Genomic DNA, 20,272 nt, shown 5'->3' with positions numbered 1-20,272 from the left:
ACAAACAAAGAGTCAATGCATTTACAGTTAGTACCATCAGAATTCTTTGGAGTGATGGTGACATCGCGATATCGCGATTAAAATCAGTAAATAAATTTATCAGATGGATAAAACAATTAATACTTAAAATATATAACACTTCAAAAATCGAACTATAAAATAAATTTTTAGTATCTATTTCCTTAACTAAACAACTAATAAAAATAAAATCTAAAATCCAAATCCCCGTATTTTGCAAAATAAACTCATTAAAAACTAAAGAATTAGACCCTGTCAGCAAAAAATTTATAAATGAAGATACTAAAATAAGACAAATTGTTTTAAACCATTTTAACTTATGTTTTGATAATATTTTAAAAGCAATTGTAAAAGTAACAACATAAACCAAACAAAAAAAGTATTCTAAAACTAATGCTGTCATTTAATAACCTCAAAAAAACATCGTTTTACCAGGGAACGATTTCGCACACTAACCTCAAAGCGACTATTTACCCCTTCTAAATAAACATTGTCGTTTTGATAATCAATAATCTTATTTTTATTTATGATAGTATCACGACTAATTTCAATAAAACGATCATCTAGTTTTTCTTTTACTTTTTTTAAAGTAGTATTTTTTATCATCATGCACTTATTTTTATAAACGATCGATACTACGCGACTACCTAAAAATTGACAATAAATTATATCATCCATCCGAACATAAACTTCTTCACGATTAATTGTAAAACTAATTAAATGATTATCTTTAATAATTTTGATCATTTCTAAAATCTTATCAAATAATTCATTTTGATAATTACTTTTAGAAACATAACCATAGACATTAGGACCAAAAGCTTCTTTAATTCTTGTATCATAATTAGTAACAAAAATTATTTTAGTATCTAAATTCTTTTTAGCAAAATCTATTCCATCAATATCTGGCATATCAATATCTAATAATACAAAATCAATTGATTGATCCAGTTCTTTAACTGAACGAAACAGATGAATCTCAAGCTCGTTAAAACGTTTTGAAATCTCCTGATACATCAAATCAAGCCACTGTTTTGAATCATCAACAACCCCTACTGAAATCATTTGTGCCTCCTTTCTATCGTATTAAAAATAGCTGTAATCATTTTTCATTACAGCCAAATTTTTATTTTCGACACAAAAACCAATTTGAACAAATCCAAATAACTATTATAATAACCCCAATAAAATACCAATTATTAAGCAAGTTATAATTATTACTCAAGCAATAATTACTGTAAACTGCAACAATTAGCATCAATCCATTAATTACCAACAGCTTAACAACATTTCCGCGAAAACGCACTAACTGAAAATAATGGACCGCTGATAAAATCCCGGCACATAACAGTGCTACAATATAACTTGACAGTGATGAAAACTGCATATTTAAGCAAGTATTTAAATATAAAATTAAAATAGCTACAAGTGGTTCAACAATATAATAACAAATCCCATGGAATAAACCGTTAGATAACTTTTTACACATCAGCATAATTAATCCGATATTAATAACATAATAAAAAATTACTCCAGCGATATTATTAGCTAAATTAAAAAATGATATTATAAAATTAATAATGATACTTAAAATACTGAGAATACTAATTTTATTTTTATTATCATCTAAAACATGAATTATCTGAAGCATTGCAATTAGAATAATAATTCTAACCAGCTCTTCCAATAATATGATCATTCTATTATTTCCTTCCTATTAGTTAGATTACTAGCCAATATTATGATTTTTTTATATTATAGCGTGAATATTGATTTTTAGCAAATTCTAACAAATTTCGTCTAGAAATAGTAAAAATCCAAAACCAATTATAGTTCTGGATCTTCGTTAATATTTTCGAGCATACTTTGTTTTTTTAAGTTTTTACCAATAGTTAACCACATAGTAATATAACAAGCACCACCACCAATAAAGTTACTGATTGCTTCAGCGATAAAAACACCATCTATTCCAATATATATTGGTAAAATAATTGTCAGCGGTGCTACGATGATAACTTTTCTAAAAATAGAAAAGAAAATTGCCTGTCTTGATTTTCCTAAACCTACGGCCACTGCCTGGCCTACCATTTGAAAAGCCATCATAAAAAAACCAAAGAAATATAATCTTAATGCTCTTACCCCATCAGTAATTATTTCTTGATTATGACTAAATATTTGAATAAATAATTGTGGAAACACAGTTATAGCCAGCCATAAAACTAACATCATCGCTAACGCTGTAATCGTTACGAAACGAATTCCCTGTAAGACCCGCTGATATTTCCTGGCCCCATAATTATATCCCAAGACCGGTTGACAAGCATTAGCAATTCCTTGTCCTGGTAATTGAGCTACTTCTCTTAATGAGTTAATAATCGTCATAATCGCAATATATAAATCGCCCCCATATTGTGATAATGTCGCATTACAAACAATTGAAACGATTGAATTAGTTATTGCCATCATAAAACCAGCTGTTCCTAATGAAACAATCTGTGATACATATTTAAATTGTAGTTTTAAACAAGATTTTTTAATTTTTAAAATAGTCTTTTCCCCAGTTAAAAATATAAAAGTCCACATTGCTGAAACAAACTGGGAAATTACTGTAGCAATAGCTGCTCCTTGAACTCCCATATCAAAAACAAAAATAAAAATTGGATCAAGAATAATATTCATTACTGCTCCCAATAAAACAGTCATCATTCCAATTTTAGCAAACCCCTGGCTATTGATAAAACTATTCATACCCAGTCCAATTAAAACAAAAATAGTCCCTAGTAAATAGATCGTCATATAATCATTAGCATAGCTAATCGTATTTTCACTGGCGCCAAACAACCATAGTAAATCTTCTTTAAAAATAAGACCAACTACCATCAATAAAATCCCGAAAATAATTAACAGCACAAAAGAATTTCCCATAATTTTCTCGGCTTCATCATTATCACCTCGCCCCCTTGCAATAGAACATAGTGGTGCTCCACCCATTCCAAATAAATTTGCAAAAGCATTGATAATCGATATTAATGGCAAACATAAGCCTAAGCCACCCATTGCCAATGTGGCCTCACCAGGGATTCTTCCAATATAAACCCGGTCAACTACATTATATAAAACATTAATCAGCTGGGCTACGATCATCGGCACTGCCAGATTTACAATATGTTTTGATACGCTGCCGATTGCAAAATTATTTTCGACTTTACTCATTTTTCTCACCTTCATGCTATATTATAACTAATTATGACAAATTATCTTTCTTTTTTTCAAAATAAAAAATTAGTTATTGATTTTACCAACAGCAAAAAAGGATAATCTAAATTGACTATCCTTTATTTATCATCTTTTTCAATTATAAAACTAACACCAACATCATGATTTACTGCTTTAACTTTATAACCATACATTGTACAAGTTTTCCGGACAATTGATAAACCAAGTCCAAATTGACCCTTAGTCCCTTTTTCATATGGCTGGAATAAAGCTTCAATATTATCACTGTCAATTGGTTCTCCATCGTTATATATTTCTAAGTAATCTGTTTTCAAATCAATCTTTATTTTACTCTTTACATAACGATAAGCATTTTCAATAATATTTTCAATACAGATCCGCCAACATTCCTCATCACCTTTAAATGAAACATAACCGAGGTTAGTTACTATTTCAATATCTGGGTGCATTCCATATAACTGTGAAGTAATATGTTCAATTAACTCTTTCATATCAACTTCACTATCAGTATTTTCACCACTAATAAAATCTAGACGATTTAAGTATAATAAACTACGTACTTTGCTGTCTAACCGCTCAGCATTTTCGATAATTACATCCATTGATGAGTTTTTATCACCATATGGATAAACATCATCTTTAACACTTTGTGAATAAGATTTTATTAAAGCAATCGGTGTTTTTAAATCATGAGAAATATTATGGATCATTTCTTCTTTTATCTTATTTTGCTTGTCTATTTCATCTTTCATTGCTATAAGCGATTTCGAAACAATTCCAATTTCATCACCGCGTTCAATTTTCAATTCCGCTTCTTTATCTTTACGAACATTTTCAATATATTTAGTAATTTGACGAAGTGGTTTAATTAAACTGCTCACCCAAATAAATATTACTATTGCAACTATCGCTAAAGCAAAATACATGATATTAATAATCTGCTGTTGAATGTCCGAAATCAAATCATCTGAATAATCCCCATATAATGCAGATATGACATAAGTTCCGTTACTATTATTAATTAAATAATAAACAGTATCCCCTAATAAATCCGAACCTTTCCCATGAACTGTTGTTTTATTTTGTTCAATCATCAAAGCTAAATCGTCAGCTAAAACATTATATATTGTATAAGCATCATCTTTAGTCATGCTGGTAGTAGGGATCAATGTCCCATTATTAGAAGAATCTGTTCCATCACTAGGATAGTATTTCATATGATAGATTTGTTTGGAGCTTGTATTTTCAATAGGAGCAAAATCGAAATTAATATATCGGTTTTGGGCCAATTCTAACGTTTCATACATTTGATTATCAATCAAATCTGTCAAATTTTTGTTAATTAATGGAACTAATACAGCAACTACAACCACTGCAATTAAAACAAAAATAATTATAAGCTGTCGTTGCAAAGAATATTTCTTTAACATTAGTCTAACCGGTATCCAAATCCATAGATAGTACGTACATTAATTTCGGGCATTTTCTTTCTTAATCTTCTTAGTGTATCATCAACTACTCGGTCACTACCGAAGTAGTTTTCATCCCATACTTTACTAAGTACTTGTTCTCTAGAAATAGCGAGCCCTTTATTATTGATGAAATAAACTAACAAATCATATTCTTTTGTCGTTAAAACTATTTCTTCTCCATTATAAAAAACTCTTCTTTTTTCTAAATCGATATCATAACCATCCATTTTGATTCTTGATGGGTCATCATAAGAACGTTTAATTAAATTATTAATTCTTAAAATTACTTCTTTAATATTGAATGGTTTTGTAATATAATCATCAGACCCTTTTTCTAAACCAATAATGCGATCAAACTCCTGATCACGAGCAGACATGAATATTATTGGCATTTTGGGGCGACATTCTTTAATTTCATTAAACAATTCAAAACCACTTGCTCGATCAAGCATAATATCAATCAACCATAAATGGACATCATCATCTTTATGCATTAAAGCTTCATCATAAGTATAAAATGAGTAAACTATATAGCCTTCTTTTTCTAAATAAGTTCTTACCAAATCATTTAAATTCTTTTCATCATCGATAATATTAATTCTAAATTGCATATATTTCACCTCACTTTTTACTATAATATGGAATATTGCCATATTATATGGCAATATTATGTGATATTATGTTATTTTATCTTTTGATAACAAATCCTTTTTCAATCATTTTATCAACAATTTTATTAACATTTTCCAAGCATTTTTCATCAGTATCCGCTTCTACCATTACTCTTACAACTGGTTCTGTTCCACTTTCACGAACAAGAACGCGTCCTTCATCACCTAAATTAGCTTCAACTTCAGCAATAACGGCTCTTACGTCTGGATCTTCCTGAGCTTCTTTTTTATCACGAACAGGAACATTTTTCATTAATTGTGGATAAATAGTTACTGGTTCTGTCAATTGTGCAATTGTTCGTTTACTTTCAATAACAGCTTCCATAACTTTTAAAGATGTTAAAATACCATCACCTGTTGTCGCATGTTTAGCAAAGATAATATGCCCAGATTGTTCTCCACCTAAAACATAGCCATTTTTAACCATGTTTTCATTAACATATTTATCTCCAACAGCAGTTTTTTCGTATTTAATTCCTTCTTTGTCAAAAGCTTTATACAAACCTAAGTTAGACATTACGGTAGTAACAACAGTATCGTTTGTTAATTCACCATGATCTCTTAAATATTTGCCGCAAACATATAGAATTAAATCACCATCGATAACTCTTCCGAATTCATCAACACAAATACAACGATCAGCATCGCCATCATAAGCAAATCCAATATCTAAAGCATTATCTTTAACATATTGCTGTAAAACTTCAATATGAGTTGAACCACAATTAGTATTAATATTTAATCCATCGGGATCACTGTTAATAACATATGTTTTTGCTCCTAAAGCATCAAAGACACTTTTAGCAATGGAACTGCTGGCACCATTAGCACAGTCTAAACCAACTTTATAATTTCTAAAGGCTCTAGTTGGAATTGACATTAAATATCCAATATAACGATTTCTTCCCATTGAATAATCCAATGCACAACCTATTTTATCCTTAGTTGCCAATGGGATTTCACCTGATAATCCATCAATATATTCTTCGATTAGACCTTCAACTTTAGCATCCATTTTATAACCATTGGAATCCAAAATTTTAATTCCATTATCATAATAAGGATTGTGTGAAGCTGAAATCATGATTCCACAATCAAATCCATCACTAGTTACTACATATGATACTGAAGGTGTCGTTGTAACATGTAATAAGTAGGCATCAGCCCCGCTGGCAGTCAAACCAGATACTAAAGCATATTCCAGCATATAAGAACTTCTACGAGTATCTTTTCCAATAACTACCTTTGCTTTATGTCCATTTTGTGAGTAGTACCATCCAAGATAGCGCCCTACTTTATAAGCATGCTCAACTGTTAAGTCAACGTTTGCTTCCCCTCTAAATCCATCTGTTCCAAAATACTTACCCATTCTTTTTTCCTCCTATTGCTTTCTTAAGGTAATTGTTATACTTTCTGGTGACGTTAAACGACCAGTAAGATATCCCTGATTTAAACTTAAATTTACTTTAACAGTATTTCTACCACTTTGCAAGTTTTCTAAATCAATTGTCACATAAATATCATCTGCCACTACTGTTGATAAGGCTGACTCGACACCTTCAATTTCTACTGCCGCCGTATCTTGACCATCGGCAAAGACAACTTCATAATTATCATTATTATTGATGACATTAATTGGAATATCATCAAAGTTTCTTGTCGTGGTCGTATTAACTTGAATACTGGCATCAACGGTATCAAATTCTAACCGATTAATATTTTCAGTTCCAGTAATTGGCAAACGACTATAATCCTTATTGGTACTAACATTAGAAATATCAATATTTACATAAACCTCATTAATATCATTCAACAACTCTTGCTTTCCATAAATCCGCACTTTATCTTTCGATAAACTAATACTTTGAAGACCATAACCACTGGCAAACTGACCAGTATAAGTTGGAACAATATCAACTTCTTTACTGTAAGACGAAACTTCACAATTAACTGTTACTGTACTAGGAATGATTTCAACATCCACTTCTTCACCACTACGATCATAAGCATAAATCTTAGCATCTTGTTCAAAATCTTTGGTTACTCCGGTTAAATCAATTTCTGCCATAACGCTATTAATTCGATCAATATCATCTTGTGATCCAGATACTTCAACTGCATTATGTTCCATTGAAGCTACCGATACTGAATAATCGCTGCCCATCTTATCCTCATTAGTAAATTCATAGCCCAATTCAAATGTTTTAGTTACTTTTTGGGTTATTCTTACAGTAACTGTTTGTGGTGAGATCATAACTTGTAAATTGCTGGAAAAACCTTCACTACGTAATTCCACTGTATGTTCTCCTTCACCTAGTGTAGAAAAATCAGCAACGATTTTATAATTACGAGTGATATTAGCACTATAAATATCTAACGATGGTCCAACTAAAGCAACATTAACCGTTTCTGGCAGGCCAACTACATCATAATCACTTTGAAGTCCTTCAATAGTAATAGGGACATCTTGAATATAATCTCCACCATTGGGTGTTGTAAATATATTAGTAATTCCACCATTAATAGTTAAAAGTAATACTATAGCTAATAAAAATGATAAAAATTTTATCGACCGGCTAGAAATTAACATTCGATCAATAAAAATATTGATTGAATTAAAGGCTTTAAAAAAAGCACGATGGGCTTTATCTGTAACTTTAATCCCTTCATCATTAATTTTTGGTCGAATTTTCTTTTCATTTTGTTTTTGTTCTGATTTTTGACGAGTAATAAAATTTAAAAAGAAATCAGTAGTCGAATCTTTTTTAATTGGATTTTTAGGATTTTCTTTTTTTGGCATCTTACTCACCATCCTTATCTTGAGAATTAAACCAGTCTAATTCATTGACTAAACTTGCTCTTAATTCCTTACGGGGAATTTTCCGTAGTTTCCCATCAGTTGCAAAAGAAATCGTTCCGGTTTCTTCTGAAACAACTACTGTAAGGGAATCGGTTATTTCACTGATTCCTAAAGCCGCACGGTGTCTAGCTCCATATAATGGACTTAATTCTTGATTCGTTGGTGGATAAAATGCTGCTGCACAAACTACACGATCACCACGAATAATTGTGGCTCCATCATGAAGTGGCGTTCCTTCCCAAAAAATCGTTAAAAACAGTTCCGATTTTATATCTGCGTTAATTCTAGTACCCGTATTTATATAATCTATCAATGATTGACCTCTTTCAAACGTAATCAATGCTCCAGTTTGATCTTCTGATAACTTAGTAATTGCTGATACTAATTCATCCATCAAACGCTCCTTTTCATCATTTGAAATATGATCATGCTTAATTTCTTGTTTAGTTTGTCCTATTTTTTCAAGCAAACCACGGATTTCTGGTTGAAAGACAATGATTACTGATACTACACCCCAGGTTAAGATTGTATCAACTAAATAATCCATTGCACTTAAACCAAAAATACTAGTAATTAATTTTAATACTAATATCAACAATACTCCTTTAAACAATTGCATTGTACGCATATTTTGTTTAAGCATAGAAATTAATAAATAAATAACATACCAAACTAAGATCAAATCAATAAAAGCTCTTACGATATTTACTAAAGAACTTAAATTAAATGAAAATGCTGAAATTAATTGCATCTAAAAATCACCAACTTTCTATAACATTATAACATCATCATATTTAAAATAAAAACACTTTACCAAAGAATTAATAATCTTTAAGCGACAAAATAATTTATTTTTTTGTTAAAATAGATTAACATTTTTACCAATCAGCGTTATACTTATTTATGTAAGGAGGTTTAAAAATGTTAGATAAAAAAATAGTTGAATTATTAAATAATCAAGTTAATAAAGAGTTTTATTCAGCATATTTATACTTAGACTTCGCCAATTTTTATAAAGATAAAGGATTAGATGGATTTGCAAACTGGTATCAAATTCAAGCTCAAGAAGAAAGAGATCATGCTATGTTGTTTATTCAATATCTTCAAAACAATAACGAATCTGTTGTTTTGGAAGCGATTGATAAACCAGATAAAGAATGCAAGGTACTTAAAGATCCATTAGTTTTTGGATTAGAACATGAAGAATATGTAACTAGCTTAATTCATAATATTTATGATGCAGCTTTCACAATTAAAGATTATCGCTCAATGCAATTTTTAGACTGGTTCATTAAAGAGCAATTAGAAGAAGAAACTAATGCTCATGATATGATCAGCAAATATGATTTATTTGGTAGCGACTCTAAGGGATTGTATATGCTTGATAGTGAATTAAAACAACGAGTATACTCTGCTCCATCATTAACTTTATAAAAACATCCGTTAACTAACGATAGTCACTATTTTGACTATCGTTTTTATCTTAATCTTATAATAAACAGTATTAATAAATATTTACAAGAAAATAATACTAAAAATTTAATGTATCATCTTTTTACAATAATACCTTATAAACAAAAAAAAGCTATAGCAAAGAGTGAATACTCTTTAACTATAGCCTTTTTTATTATTGATATAATGCATTAATTCTTTCTTTAGCAGCTTCTACAGTACTATCATTAGGTACCATCATATATAAATTAGAACCATAAATTGGTGAATATAATGAGGCACCAGTACCATCAACACTAATACTTTCAATATTCCATCCACTCATATCACTGATTTGCATTCTTAATAAACTAATCATTTGATCATCAGTTAAATTAGTTTGGAATGTAGAATGTAGTGAACTTAATAGACTCATATAATTAGTAATAATTGATGGTGAAATTACTTTATTAATAATTCCAGTAATAACTCGCATTTGATTACGACCACGTTCTCGATCTCCTTCAGCAAAAGCATGTCTTTCTCTAGAGAACGCTAAAGCTTGTTCCCCATTTAAATGAATTGTTCCAGCTTCAAACTGTCCAAAGGCAGTTGGATTATCGACTTCTATACCACCGATTGCATCAACAATTTCAATCAAACTTGTAAAATTAACCCGAACATAGTAATCAATATCAATTCCAAAGTAGCTAGCTACATTTCCTTTGGTTTCATCAACACCATATAGTCCTGAATGTGTTAATTTATCACGTTCGCCACCTAAAACATTAAATGGAATATAATAATCACGTGGTATACTTGTTAACAGTATTTGTTTTGTTGTTGGATTGACTGTTACAATCATATTAACGTCAGATCTAGATTTAGTACTGATTGTTCCATATGTATCAATACCGCTAATATAAACACTAAAAGTATTTTTAGTCAAATCAGTATTAGTAGTATTGTCGATTTCTGTAACATAATTTTTACTATAAATAACTCGAGTGTCATCACTGAATGTTTCGTAATCTTCTTCAATAATAGCACGATATGATTCATTCATTACCAGACAGCTAACTTCACCACTATATAAAGCATTTACCCATGTTAAAATTCCTGGATAACGTTTTACTTCAGGCGTTTCTCCATTTGTAGCCTTAATTGTATTTAAAACACTGTCAACATGTTCATCTTCAGTTGCCAGAGTTGAAAATACTTTCCCTTTTAAATCTTCAATATACTCATATGAGCTGTTTTTCAAAACAACAACTGAAACCACATCTGTATCTTCCGTGCTAGAGACACCCATGATACTACTTACAGTTTGCATATAGTAAACATTTCCAATTAATAGAACAGCACATAAAAGTACAATTAAAACCTTTCCAGCAATTCGAACTGATTTTTTCTTGGCTTTATATTGCGATAAGACTAATAATCCTGCGAATATTAACAATAAGATAACAGCTATTACAATATATCTTGTTGGTAAAATCCGATAGCGAATAATTTGATAAATCAACCAAATTACTGGTATTGCTAAAACAACTATAAAATAGGTTCTGACATCTTTAAATATTTTTTTTATTTTTCGCATACGATTAAATTTCTGTAATTTTCTACTCAATTTTATCCCTCCGTGACATGCCCATTATACTTTATTTAGCATACCATTACAATCTTCGTTTGTCAAAATCGCATTGTTTAGCATGCATTCATAAATCAATGCTATTTATGAAGTATTTTTTTATTAAACATCAATTTATGTCAATAATTATATCACATATTAATCATAATTTAAAAAAGCTTTTGTAAAGATTTGTATGTCTGTTCCCTAATCAAATCATATTGCTTTTTATCTTTAGCTGATAGTGTTAAATTACAAGGAACTCCTAAATAATTATGTTTTTTATTTTTACCATGATAATCAGAGCCTGCCGTTAAAATCATAGTTGTATGTTGTGTATAAAAAGAGTGTATCAAATTAATATCATCAAGAGTATTTAAAGGATGATAACATTCAAATCCATTAATTTGATGATGATAGCATTCATTTAAAAACAATCTTTTGTCATTAATATCAAAATGATATTCTCCTAAATGGGCAACAACTGCTAAACCAGCAGTTTTTTTAATTGTATCAATTGCTTTAAATAAATCAATTGGCTGTTTACTTACAAAAAATGGGCCCCCTTCATTAATATATTCATCTAAAGCTATTTTAGTAGTTGGTACGACATTTTTATAAACTAGATATTTGGCAATATGAACCCGATTTAGATTTTGTCTTTTGGAAATAGTTTTACAAAATTGATAAAATTCAAAATTTGATAATTGTGGATACTTTGCAATTAATTTATCTAATATTGCTTCATTTTGATGCACTTTAATTTCCTGATATTCATCAATCAAATCTTTTAATGGCTGATATTTAGGCAGGTTAAAGTCAGTTTCTAAATTATAATATCCTAATAAATGAATTTCTTGATTATGATAATAACTCGATATCTCAATACCAGCTAGTGCTTTTTGATGATATTTTAAACAAGCTATTTTAAAATCATTAATACCATCTAGAGTATTATGATCAGTTAAAGCAATCAAATCTATTTTTTTATCACGAGCCTTAATTACTATTTCTTCAGGACTATCGGTTCCATCAGAATAATTACTGTGAATATGTAAATCGATTTCTTTCATAACTTCCCACCTTTACTATAAAATTTTATTTATAATAAAATTATAGCGTACTTTATCAAAAAATACATTGAAAACTATAATAAAAAAAGGAAGCAGTTGCTTCCAATTTTATAAATTACTATATCCCATTAAATCAAAATCAACAGCTCGGGCAACTTCACGGCCTTCACGAATCGCCCAGACAACTAATGATTGCCCACGGCGCATATCACCAGCAACATAAAGATTTTTGATATTAGTTTGATAATTATTATTACTATCTACATTCCCACGTGGTGATAATTTGACATCAAATGCTTTAGCTACCTTATCTTCACATCCCACAAATCCAGCTGAAATTAAAACCAAATCTACTGGAATTGTTTTTTCACTACCAGCAACAGGTACCATTTCAACGCGTTTAGTCGTTTTATTTTCCTTTGGTTCTAAAGAAATAATAACAGCCTGTTTCACATTGTTATCTTTATCAAGAATAAATTCTTTAACTGTTGTTTGATAGATTCGTGGATCTCGACCAAAAACAGCTATGCTTTCTTGTTGACCATAATCTGTTTTCTTGATTCGAGGCCATTCAGGCCATGGATTATTTTCACTTCTGACTTCTGGTAATTCAGGCATCATTTCAAGTTGAGTTACACTCTTACATCCCAAACGGATTGCTGTTGCTACACAGTCGTTTCCTGTATCACCACCACCAATTACTAAAACATGTTTATTTTTAGTAACTGGAAATTGTTTATCTTTTAATTCACTATTTAATAAAGATTTAGTCACTTGAGTTAAATAATCAACTGCAAAATAAATTCCGTTTCCTTGGCGACCTGGTACATTAATATCCCGAGGCTTACGAGAACCACAAGCCAAAATGACGCGATCAAAATCATCTAATAACTTTTTAACCTGTTGTTTTGTTTCAATTCCAGAATTTATTTTAAATGTGACCCCTTCATCTTCCATAATCTTAATTCGACGATCAATAACATTTTTCTCTAATTTCATGTTTGGAATTCCATACATTAATAACCCACCAATACGGTCATCACGTTCAAATACGGTTACTTGATAGCCACGTTTATTTAATTGATCAGCAGCAGCTAATCCAGCAGGTCCTGAACCAATAACAGCAATCTTTTTATCAATACGATGACTAGGAGGACAGGCTTTCATTAGTCCTTTTTCATAAGCATCTTCAATAATCCCGTGTTCATTTTCTTTAACGGTAACTGGTTCACCATTCAAACCACAAGTACAGGCTGCTTCACATAAAGCTGGACAAACTCTTGAAGTGAACTCAGGAAAATTATTAGTTTTTAATAATCTTGAAAAAGCTTGTTTATAGTTATTGTGATAAATCAAATCATTCCATTCAGGAATTAGATTATTTAATGGACAACCAGAAACAGCTCCCTCTAATAATTTTCCAGATTGGCAAAATGGGACACCACAATCCATACAACGAGCACCCTGGCTAGCTTGTTCATCCTTACTTAAATGTTTATGAAATTCTTTAAAATTAGCAATTCGCTCTTTTGGTTCAATTTCTTTACTAACTTTACGTTTAATTTCTAAAAATCCAGTTGGTTTTCCCATTGTTATGCCCCCTTTCTTGCCGCATTAAAGGCTTCTACTTTTGCTTGATCATTTGATAGACCTTGTTTTTCATAATATTTAATCAGCTCAATCATATGTTGATAATCATGAGGTACTATCTTTTTAAATAATGACACTTGTTCACCAAAATTATCTAAAATCTTTTTAGCTACTTGTGATTTTGTATGTTCATAATGCTTATTGATTAACTGTCGCAATTCTTCTTCATCAAACTTGCTGGTTACAGCACTATATGATACTAATTCTTTGTTGATTCGAGAATATAAACGATTTTCTGGATCATAAACATAAGCAATACCTCCAGACATACCAGCTGCAAAGTTACGACCTGTAGGCCCTAAAACGACAACTAAACCACCTGTCATGTATTCAAGCCCATGATCGCCAACCCCTTCGACAACTGCTGTAGCTCCAGAGTTTCTAACTGCAAAACGTTCACCGGCAATACCATTGATATATACTTCACCAGAAGTTGCCCCATATAAAGCAACATTACCAACGATAATATTATCTTCTGCTTTGAAGAGTGAATTTTCTGGTGGTACGACAATCAATTTACCACCTGACAATCCTTTACCAAAATAGTCATTACTATCACCATGTAATGATAGTGTTAATCCTTTAGGAATAAAGGCTCCAAAACTTTGTCCCCCTGAACCATAACAATTAACAGTAAAAGTGTCATCATCAATACCACCAGGATACATTTTAGTAATTTTAGATCCAAATAAAGTTCCAAAAGTACGATCAACATTAGAAACTTCAACATTAATTTCACTATTTTGATTATTTTTTAACGCTTTATCTAATTGTTTAGATAAAACAGTAGTATCTTTAACTTTATCTAATTCAAAGTCATAATTATTCTTAGGATTATGATGGGTTTCTTTAGCATCGGTATATGGATTATCGATGATCTTAGATAAATCAACATTTTTAACATCAGGACGAACTTCTAATAAATCACTCCGTCCAACCATTTCATCAATAGTTCTAAATCCTAACATAGCCATATACTCACGTAATTCTTGAGCTACAAAACGCATGAAATTTTCAACATATTCTGGTTTCCCAGTAAATCTTTTACGTAAGATCGGATTTTGAGTAGCTACTCCAACTGGACAAGTATCTAGATTACATACTCGCATCATTACACATCCCATTGTTACTAATGGGGCAGTTGCAAATCCATATTCCTCAGCTCCTAATAATGTAGCAATCGCTAAGTCACGACCAGTCATTAACTTACCATCAGTTTCTAACACTACCCGACCACGTAAATCGTTCATGATCAATGTTTGATGAGCTTCAGCTAATCCTAATTCCCAAGGTAAACCAGCATTATAAACAGAGTTTCTTGGTGCAGCTCCAGTACCACCATCGTATCCAGAAATCAAGATAACTCCAGCCCCGGCTTTAGCAACCCCAGCAGCAATAGTTCCAACTCCCGCTTCTGAAACTAATTTTACAGAAATACGGGCATCTTGATTAGCATTTTTCAAATCATAAATTAATTGGGCTAAGTCTTCAATTGAATAAATATCATGATGAGGTGGTGGTGAAATTAAACCAACACCTGGTGTACTATGACGGGTTTTGGCAATCCATGGATAAACTTTACCAGCTGGAAGTTGCCCCCCTTCACCTGGTTTAGCCCCTTGGGCCATTTTGATTTGAATTTCTTTAGCTGAACATAAATATTCAGATGTTACTCCAAACCGTCCTGAAGCTACTTGTTTAATTGCTGAACAGCGACTATCACCATTTTCATCAGGAATAAAGCGTTCTGGATCTTCGCCACCTTCACCACTATTTGACTTACCTTTTAAACGGTTCATCGCTATTGCCATAGTTTCATGGGCTTCTTTAGAAATTGATCCATAAGACATGGCTCCAGTTTTGAATCTTTGAATAATTTTATCAACACTTTCAACTTCAGAGATTGGAATTGATTTAGTCTTTTTAAATTGCAATAAACCACGTAAATTGATATCTTTACCTTCTTCATCAATCATGGCTGAATATTCTTTAAACAACTTATAATCACCTAAACGAGTTGCCAGTTGCAATTTATGGATCGTTTGTGGATTATATAAATGTTCTTCTTTCCCACTACGTTCTTTATGATCACCACGACTATCAAGTGTAATATCAACGTCTAATCCTAGCGGATCAAAAACACAGCTATGACGATAATCAACATCTTCTTCAATATCATTAATGGTTTTACCTTCAATTCTAGTAACTGTTTTTGGGAAATATTTATCAACAAATTCTTTAGCCAAACCAATTGCTTCGAAGTTTTGTGATCCTCGATATGATTGAATAGTTGAAATTCCCATCTTAGAAGCAATCTTAACAATTCCATGTAAAATACCTTCATTGTAATCTTCGATTGCTGCATAATAATCTTTATCTAATAAACCTTCATCAATTAAATCAAAAATTGTATCTTGAGCTAAATAACCATTAACTGCACTAGCTCCATAACCAATTAAAGTTGCATAGTGATGCACTTCGCGTGGTTCTCCAGATTCAATGATCAAAGCTACTGACATTCTCTTTTTCGTATTAACCAAATGGACATTCATTGCAGCTACTGCTAATAATGAAGGAATTGGCACATGATTTTCATCAACACCGCGATCAGATAAAATCAAAATATTAGCACCACTATGATAAGCTTTATCAGCTTCAACAAATAATTTATCCAATGCTTTTTCTAACGATGTATTTTTATAATACAAGATTGATAAAACTGCGACTTTAAAGCCTTCTTTTTTAATGTTTTTAATTTTTAATAAATCAGTATTACTTAAAATTGGATTCTCAATTTTAAGCAAATGACAATTACGCTCATTATCATTTAAAATATTTCCTTCGCTACCAATACAAAGTGATGTTGACGTAATAATTTCTTCACGAATAGCATCAATTGGTGGATTAGTTACTTGAGCAAATAATTGTTTAAAGTAATTAAATAGCGGTGGATGTTGTTTAGACAGAACTGCCAGTGGTCCATCATTACCCATAGCTACAACCTCTTCATTACCATTTAAAGCCATCTTTTTAATATAGTTATTAACATCTTCATAACTGTATCCATAGACTTTTTGCAGCTTAGTTAATTCATCACCTTGATATCTTTCTACTCTGGCATTTGGGATTCGCATATCTTTTAATTTAATCAAATTACTTTCCAACCATTCACCATAAGGCTGTTGATGAGCATATCTTTCCTTTAAATCATTATCTTCGATCAATTTACCAGCCTTGGTATCAACTAACAACATTTTACCTGGACGTAAACGATCTTTAACTACGATATCTTCAGGAGGAATTTCCAACGCTCCTACTTCAGATGACAATACTAGATAATCATCACGAGTAATATAATATCTTGACGGTCTCAATCCGTTACGATCTAAAACAGCTCCCATGACTTCACCATCACTAAATAAAATAGAGGCTGGTCCATCCCATGGTTCCATTAAAGTAGAATTGTATTCATAAAAATCTTTTTTAGATTGTGACATGCTTTTATCATTATCATATGGCTCTGGAATACACATCATCACTGCCCGTGGTAATTCCATTCCCGACATTACTAAAAATTCTAATGTATTATCTAACATTGCTGAGTCAGATCCATTAACATCGACAACTGGATATACTTTTTTAGTATCAATCAAATCAGTTTCCATGATTTCTTCACGACAAAGCATGTTATTAGCATTACCTTTAATAGTATTAATTTCTCCGTTATGAACTATAAAACGATTAGGATGCGCTCTTTGCCAAGATGGCATCGTATTAGTTGAAAAACGTGAGTGAACTAAAGCAATAGCACTTTTATATTCTTCATCTTGTAAATCGACAAAAAATGAACGTAACTGTCCTACTAAAAACATTCCTTTATAAACAATTGTTCTTGATGAAAAAGAACATACATATGTATCATCAAAATTACTTTGCTCAAAAATACGTCGAGCTTGATATAACATTCGATCAAAAGCAATTCCTTTTTCAACACCATGTGGTTTTTTAATAAAACATTGCCAGATTGAAGGCATTGCATCTAAAGCCTTTTTACCTAATACTTCAGGTACGGTTGGAACTTTTCGCCATCCTAAAAATTCCATTCCCTCTTTTTGGACAATTGTTTCTAACATCTTTTTAACCCGGTTGCGTAAATGTTCATCGGTAGGTAAAAATAACATCCCTACCCCATATTTACCTTCTAATGGTAAAGGAAATTCAGTAATCGTCTTTTTAAAATAGCTGTATGGTACTTGTGTTAAAATACCAACACCATCCCCAGTTTCACCTGAAGCATCTTTTCCAGCCCGATGTTCCAACTGTTCAACGATTTTCAAAGCATTGTTTACAGTAAGATGCGTTTTGACACCTTTGATATTAACAACGGCTCCAATTCCGCAGTTATCATGTTCAAAAGATTCGTCATATAAGCCAAGATTTTTATTCTCGTTCATGTCGTTTCCCCCTTTTTTGTAGAATCATAATACACTATTTCGATAAAAGTGTAAAGATATCTTATAATTTTAGTAATTTCCTAAATTTTCTGCTAAACCAGATTAAAAAAGTGCTTAATTTTAATATTTTTGCTACAAAATAACTATTTTTTAGCATTGGTGATAATTATTTTTTACTAATTTAATAAATTTTTCTATAATATTTTTTTTAATTTTTTTTATTTTTTTATCCTTTTTAAACTAATTCCTTGAAAATAGCCTTAAAAAGAGTAATATATAATAAGGAAGAGGAGATAAAATATGGCAAAAAAATTTATAGTCGAAACATCAGCAAGACACGTTCATCTATCAGATAGTGATCTTGAAACATTATTCGGTAAAGGATATCAACTAACAAATAAAAAAGATTTATCACAACCAGGTCAATTCGCCTGTGAAGAAAAAGTAACTGTAGTTGGGCCTAAAGGGCAACAAAAAATGTCAGTTTTAGGACCTACAAGAAATGCAACTCAAGTTGAAGTTTCTTTAACAGATGCTCGTTCATTAGGGTTCAATGCTTTAATTAGAGAATCTGGAGATATTGAAGGAACTGCTGGATGCAAAATTATCGGACCAGCTGGAGAAGTAGAAATTCCTTGTGGTGTTATTGCTGCAAAACGTCATATTCATATGACACCTGCAGATGCTGAAGAATTCAACGTTAAAGATAAAGATATCGTCAATGTTAAAATCGAAACTGAAGGACGTTCTTTGATTTTTGGTGATGTTGTTTGTCGTGTTAGTGATAACTATGCTTTAGCAATGCACATTGATACTGATGAATCAAATGCTGCTGGATGTGGACGCGAAGTATACGGAACAATTGTTGAATAAAAAGCCTGAAAAGGCTTTTTTTTATCGTATCTTTTGTCGAACTATGCTATAATCCTAGCATGAAGGTGATAAAAGATGAAAATTCTAGAAGCATTAGGTAAAACAAAAAAAGCTATCGGTGGAATTATAGCTATTATAATTGTTTGTTTGTTGATCTTTTTTGCCGGAACCCAATTTGCAAGTAACAGTGATGAACCAAAAATTACTTCTACCGGCTTAACTCAACAGCTTCAAGATATCGAAGAACTGGCAACATTATCTTATAATTATACCAAAGTTGGTGAATTTTCAAATAGTCTACAATTTAATGGCTGGGATATTCCCTTAACTCAAAAAAGTTTTTTAATTACCTATGATGGCAGCTTAAAAGCTGGTATTAAGATGGATAAAATTCAAGTTGATATTAGTGATAATATAATTACAGTATCGATTCCTGAAATTGAAATTTTGAGTAATGAAATTGATGAAAGCAGCATCGAAGTCTACGATGAAACTCGTAATATCTTCAATCCAATTTCTGTAAACGATTATGCTACTTTTGCAACCAGTCAAAAAGAAGCTGTTGAAGCTGAAGCGATTGAAAATGGACTTTTAAGTGAAGCAGCGACTAGAACACAAGATACAATAAAAAAATATTTAAATGCCCTGCCTGGCGTTGAAGATAACTATGATATTGAAGTTCAATTTATTGATTCAAATTCATAAAAAAGGGGCTGTAACGACCTATAAAGAAAAAAAGTAGCAAAAAAACGCAAAAATGTACGAGGAATCGTACATTTTTTGGTATAATTGAAATATGAAAACAAATAAATTATACAAGAAAGATTATAACTCATATCAACCAACATTACCACTAGATTTTACAGTTTCTTATGACGTTGATATACCCAAGAATGATATTTC

15 protein-coding genes and 1 pseudogene are annotated in these 20,272 nt (G+C 31.1%); 3 read left to right on the top strand and 13 right to left on the bottom strand.

Features of this window, described 5'->3' with window-relative positions; all coding sequences use genetic code 11:
- From Q0K54_RS08300 to cdaA, 9 genes and pseudogenes are all read right to left on the bottom strand, one after another.
- Positions 1-421 (bottom strand): annotated as a pseudogene (locus Q0K54_RS08300) (hypothetical protein); the annotation flags it as partial.
- The gene (locus Q0K54_RS08295; RefSeq protein ID WP_294580103.1) at positions 418-1,083 is read right to left on the bottom strand and encodes a LytTR family DNA-binding domain-containing protein; all 666 of its coding nucleotides are present in this window, start codon (positions 1,081-1,083) and stop codon (positions 418-420) included. The pseudogene Q0K54_RS08300 and the gene Q0K54_RS08295, both read right to left, overlap by 4 nt.
- A 61-nt stretch (positions 1,084-1,144) precedes the next feature.
- Entirely contained in the window at positions 1,145-1,717 is a 573-nt protein-coding gene (locus tag Q0K54_RS08290) for a hypothetical protein (RefSeq protein WP_294580101.1), read from the bottom strand.
- A gap of 128 nt (positions 1,718-1,845) precedes the next feature.
- Entirely contained in the window at positions 1,846-3,231 is a 1,386-nt protein-coding gene (locus tag Q0K54_RS08285) for an MATE family efflux transporter (RefSeq protein WP_294580099.1), read from the bottom strand.
- 122 nt (positions 3,232-3,353) lie between these two features.
- Positions 3,354-4,685, bottom strand: coding sequence for a HAMP domain-containing sensor histidine kinase (locus tag Q0K54_RS08280; protein ID WP_294580098.1), 1,332 nt, complete (start codon positions 4,683-4,685; stop codon positions 3,354-3,356).
- The gene (locus Q0K54_RS08275) at positions 4,685-5,338 is read right to left on the bottom strand and encodes a response regulator transcription factor (RefSeq protein WP_294580096.1); all 654 of its coding nucleotides are present in this window, start codon (positions 5,336-5,338) and stop codon (positions 4,685-4,687) included. Before Q0K54_RS08275 ends, Q0K54_RS08280 begins: the two co-directional genes overlap by 1 nt.
- Positions 5,339-5,414: 76 nt before the next feature.
- Positions 5,415-6,767: a phosphoglucosamine mutase gene (gene glmM / locus Q0K54_RS08270; RefSeq protein ID WP_294580094.1), complete on the bottom strand. Its 1,353-nt coding sequence runs from the start codon at positions 6,765-6,767 to the stop codon at positions 5,415-5,417.
- A gap of 12 nt (positions 6,768-6,779) precedes the next feature.
- Positions 6,780-8,198, bottom strand: a complete 1,419-nt coding sequence (locus Q0K54_RS08265; RefSeq protein WP_294580092.1) for a YbbR-like domain-containing protein — start codon at positions 8,196-8,198, stop codon at positions 6,780-6,782.
- Position 8,199: 1 nt separating this feature from the next.
- Complete coding sequence (gene cdaA, locus Q0K54_RS08260) at positions 8,200-9,009, bottom strand: diadenylate cyclase CdaA (RefSeq protein WP_294580090.1); 810 nt, start codon at positions 9,007-9,009, stop codon at positions 8,200-8,202.
- A 170-nt stretch (positions 9,010-9,179) separates the two neighbouring features.
- Between cdaA and Q0K54_RS08255 the strand changes: the two genes are divergently transcribed.
- Entirely contained in the window at positions 9,180-9,692 is a 513-nt protein-coding gene (locus tag Q0K54_RS08255; protein WP_294580088.1) for a ferritin, read from the top strand.
- A 193-nt stretch (positions 9,693-9,885) separates the two neighbouring features.
- On the opposite strand, the gene Q0K54_RS08250 is transcribed toward Q0K54_RS08255, so the two are convergent.
- The 4 genes from Q0K54_RS08250 to gltB all read right to left on the bottom strand — a co-directional run bounded on the left by Q0K54_RS08250 (position 9,886) and on the right by gltB (position 18,496).
- Positions 9,886-11,319 carry an LCP family protein gene (locus Q0K54_RS08250; protein WP_294580087.1) on the bottom strand — a complete coding sequence of 478 codons (1,434 nt, stop codon included), beginning with the start codon at positions 11,317-11,319 and terminating at the stop codon, positions 9,886-9,888.
- Between the two features lie 170 nt (positions 11,320-11,489).
- A complete protein-coding gene (locus tag Q0K54_RS08245; protein ID WP_294580085.1) occupies positions 11,490-12,392 on the bottom strand; it encodes a PHP domain-containing protein in 903 nt (300 codons plus the stop codon).
- A gap of 108 nt (positions 12,393-12,500) precedes the next feature.
- Positions 12,501-13,982 carry a glutamate synthase subunit beta gene (locus tag Q0K54_RS08240; RefSeq protein ID WP_294580083.1) on the bottom strand — a complete coding sequence of 494 codons (1,482 nt, stop codon included), beginning with the start codon at positions 13,980-13,982 and terminating at the stop codon, positions 12,501-12,503.
- 2 nt (positions 13,983-13,984) lie between these two features.
- Positions 13,985-18,496: a glutamate synthase large subunit gene (gltB, locus tag Q0K54_RS08235; protein WP_294580081.1), complete on the bottom strand. Its 4,512-nt coding sequence runs from the start codon at positions 18,494-18,496 to the stop codon at positions 13,985-13,987.
- Positions 18,497-18,796: 300 nt separating this feature from the next.
- Between gltB and pduL the strand changes: the two genes are divergently transcribed.
- A complete protein-coding gene (gene pduL / locus Q0K54_RS08230; RefSeq protein ID WP_294580079.1) occupies positions 18,797-19,369 on the top strand; it encodes a phosphate propanoyltransferase in 573 nt (190 codons plus the stop codon).
- A 75-nt stretch (positions 19,370-19,444) separates the two neighbouring features.
- Positions 19,445-20,074, top strand: a complete 630-nt coding sequence (locus Q0K54_RS08225; RefSeq protein WP_294580077.1) for a DUF4230 domain-containing protein — start codon at positions 19,445-19,447, stop codon at positions 20,072-20,074.
- Positions 20,075-20,272: the final 198 nt, after the last annotated feature.

This window comes from uncultured Thomasclavelia sp. (genome assembly GCF_944324745.1).
Classification (GTDB): domain Bacteria; phylum Bacillota_I; class Bacilli_A; order Erysipelotrichales; family Coprobacillaceae; genus Thomasclavelia.
Note: the sequence above shows the minus strand (reverse complement) of the source record. Positions and strands in the feature narration are given on the sequence as shown.

What these genes read in the sequence shown, in the direction of transcription:
- gltB (WP_294580081.1), bottom strand. Translation starts at nt 18,496, where the DNA reads ATGAACGAGAATAAAAATCTTGGCTTATATGACGAATCTTTTGAACAT.
- Q0K54_RS08225 (WP_294580077.1), top strand. Translation starts at nt 19,445, where the DNA reads ATGAAAATTCTAGAAGCATTAGGTAAAACAAAAAAAGCTATCGGTGGA.
- Q0K54_RS08245 (WP_294580085.1), bottom strand. Translation starts at nt 12,392, where the DNA reads ATGAAAGAAATCGATTTACATATTCACAGTAATTATTCTGATGGAACC.
- Q0K54_RS08240 (WP_294580083.1), bottom strand. Translation starts at nt 13,982, where the DNA reads ATGGGAAAACCAACTGGATTTTTAGAAATTAAACGTAAAGTTAGTAAA.
- Q0K54_RS08280 (WP_294580098.1), bottom strand. Translation starts at nt 4,685, where the DNA reads ATGTTAAAGAAATATTCTTTGCAACGACAGCTTATAATTATTTTTGTT.
- Q0K54_RS08255 (WP_294580088.1), top strand. Translation starts at nt 9,180, where the DNA reads ATGTTAGATAAAAAAATAGTTGAATTATTAAATAATCAAGTTAATAAA.
- Q0K54_RS08265 (WP_294580092.1), bottom strand. Translation starts at nt 8,198, where the DNA reads ATGCCAAAAAAAGAAAATCCTAAAAATCCAATTAAAAAAGATTCGACT.
- glmM (WP_294580094.1), bottom strand. Translation starts at nt 6,767, where the DNA reads ATGGGTAAGTATTTTGGAACAGATGGATTTAGAGGGGAAGCAAACGTT.
- Q0K54_RS08290 (WP_294580101.1), bottom strand. Translation starts at nt 1,717, where the DNA reads ATGATCATATTATTGGAAGAGCTGGTTAGAATTATTATTCTAATTGCA.
- pduL (WP_294580079.1), top strand. Translation starts at nt 18,797, where the DNA reads ATGGCAAAAAAATTTATAGTCGAAACATCAGCAAGACACGTTCATCTA.
- Q0K54_RS08275 (WP_294580096.1), bottom strand. Translation starts at nt 5,338, where the DNA reads ATGCAATTTAGAATTAATATTATCGATGATGAAAAGAATTTAAATGAT.
- cdaA (WP_294580090.1), bottom strand. Translation starts at nt 9,009, where the DNA reads ATGCAATTAATTTCAGCATTTTCATTTAATTTAAGTTCTTTAGTAAAT.
- Q0K54_RS08285 (WP_294580099.1), bottom strand. Translation starts at nt 3,231, where the DNA reads ATGAGTAAAGTCGAAAATAATTTTGCAATCGGCAGCGTATCAAAACAT.
- Q0K54_RS08295 (WP_294580103.1), bottom strand. Translation starts at nt 1,083, where the DNA reads ATGATTTCAGTAGGGGTTGTTGATGATTCAAAACAGTGGCTTGATTTG.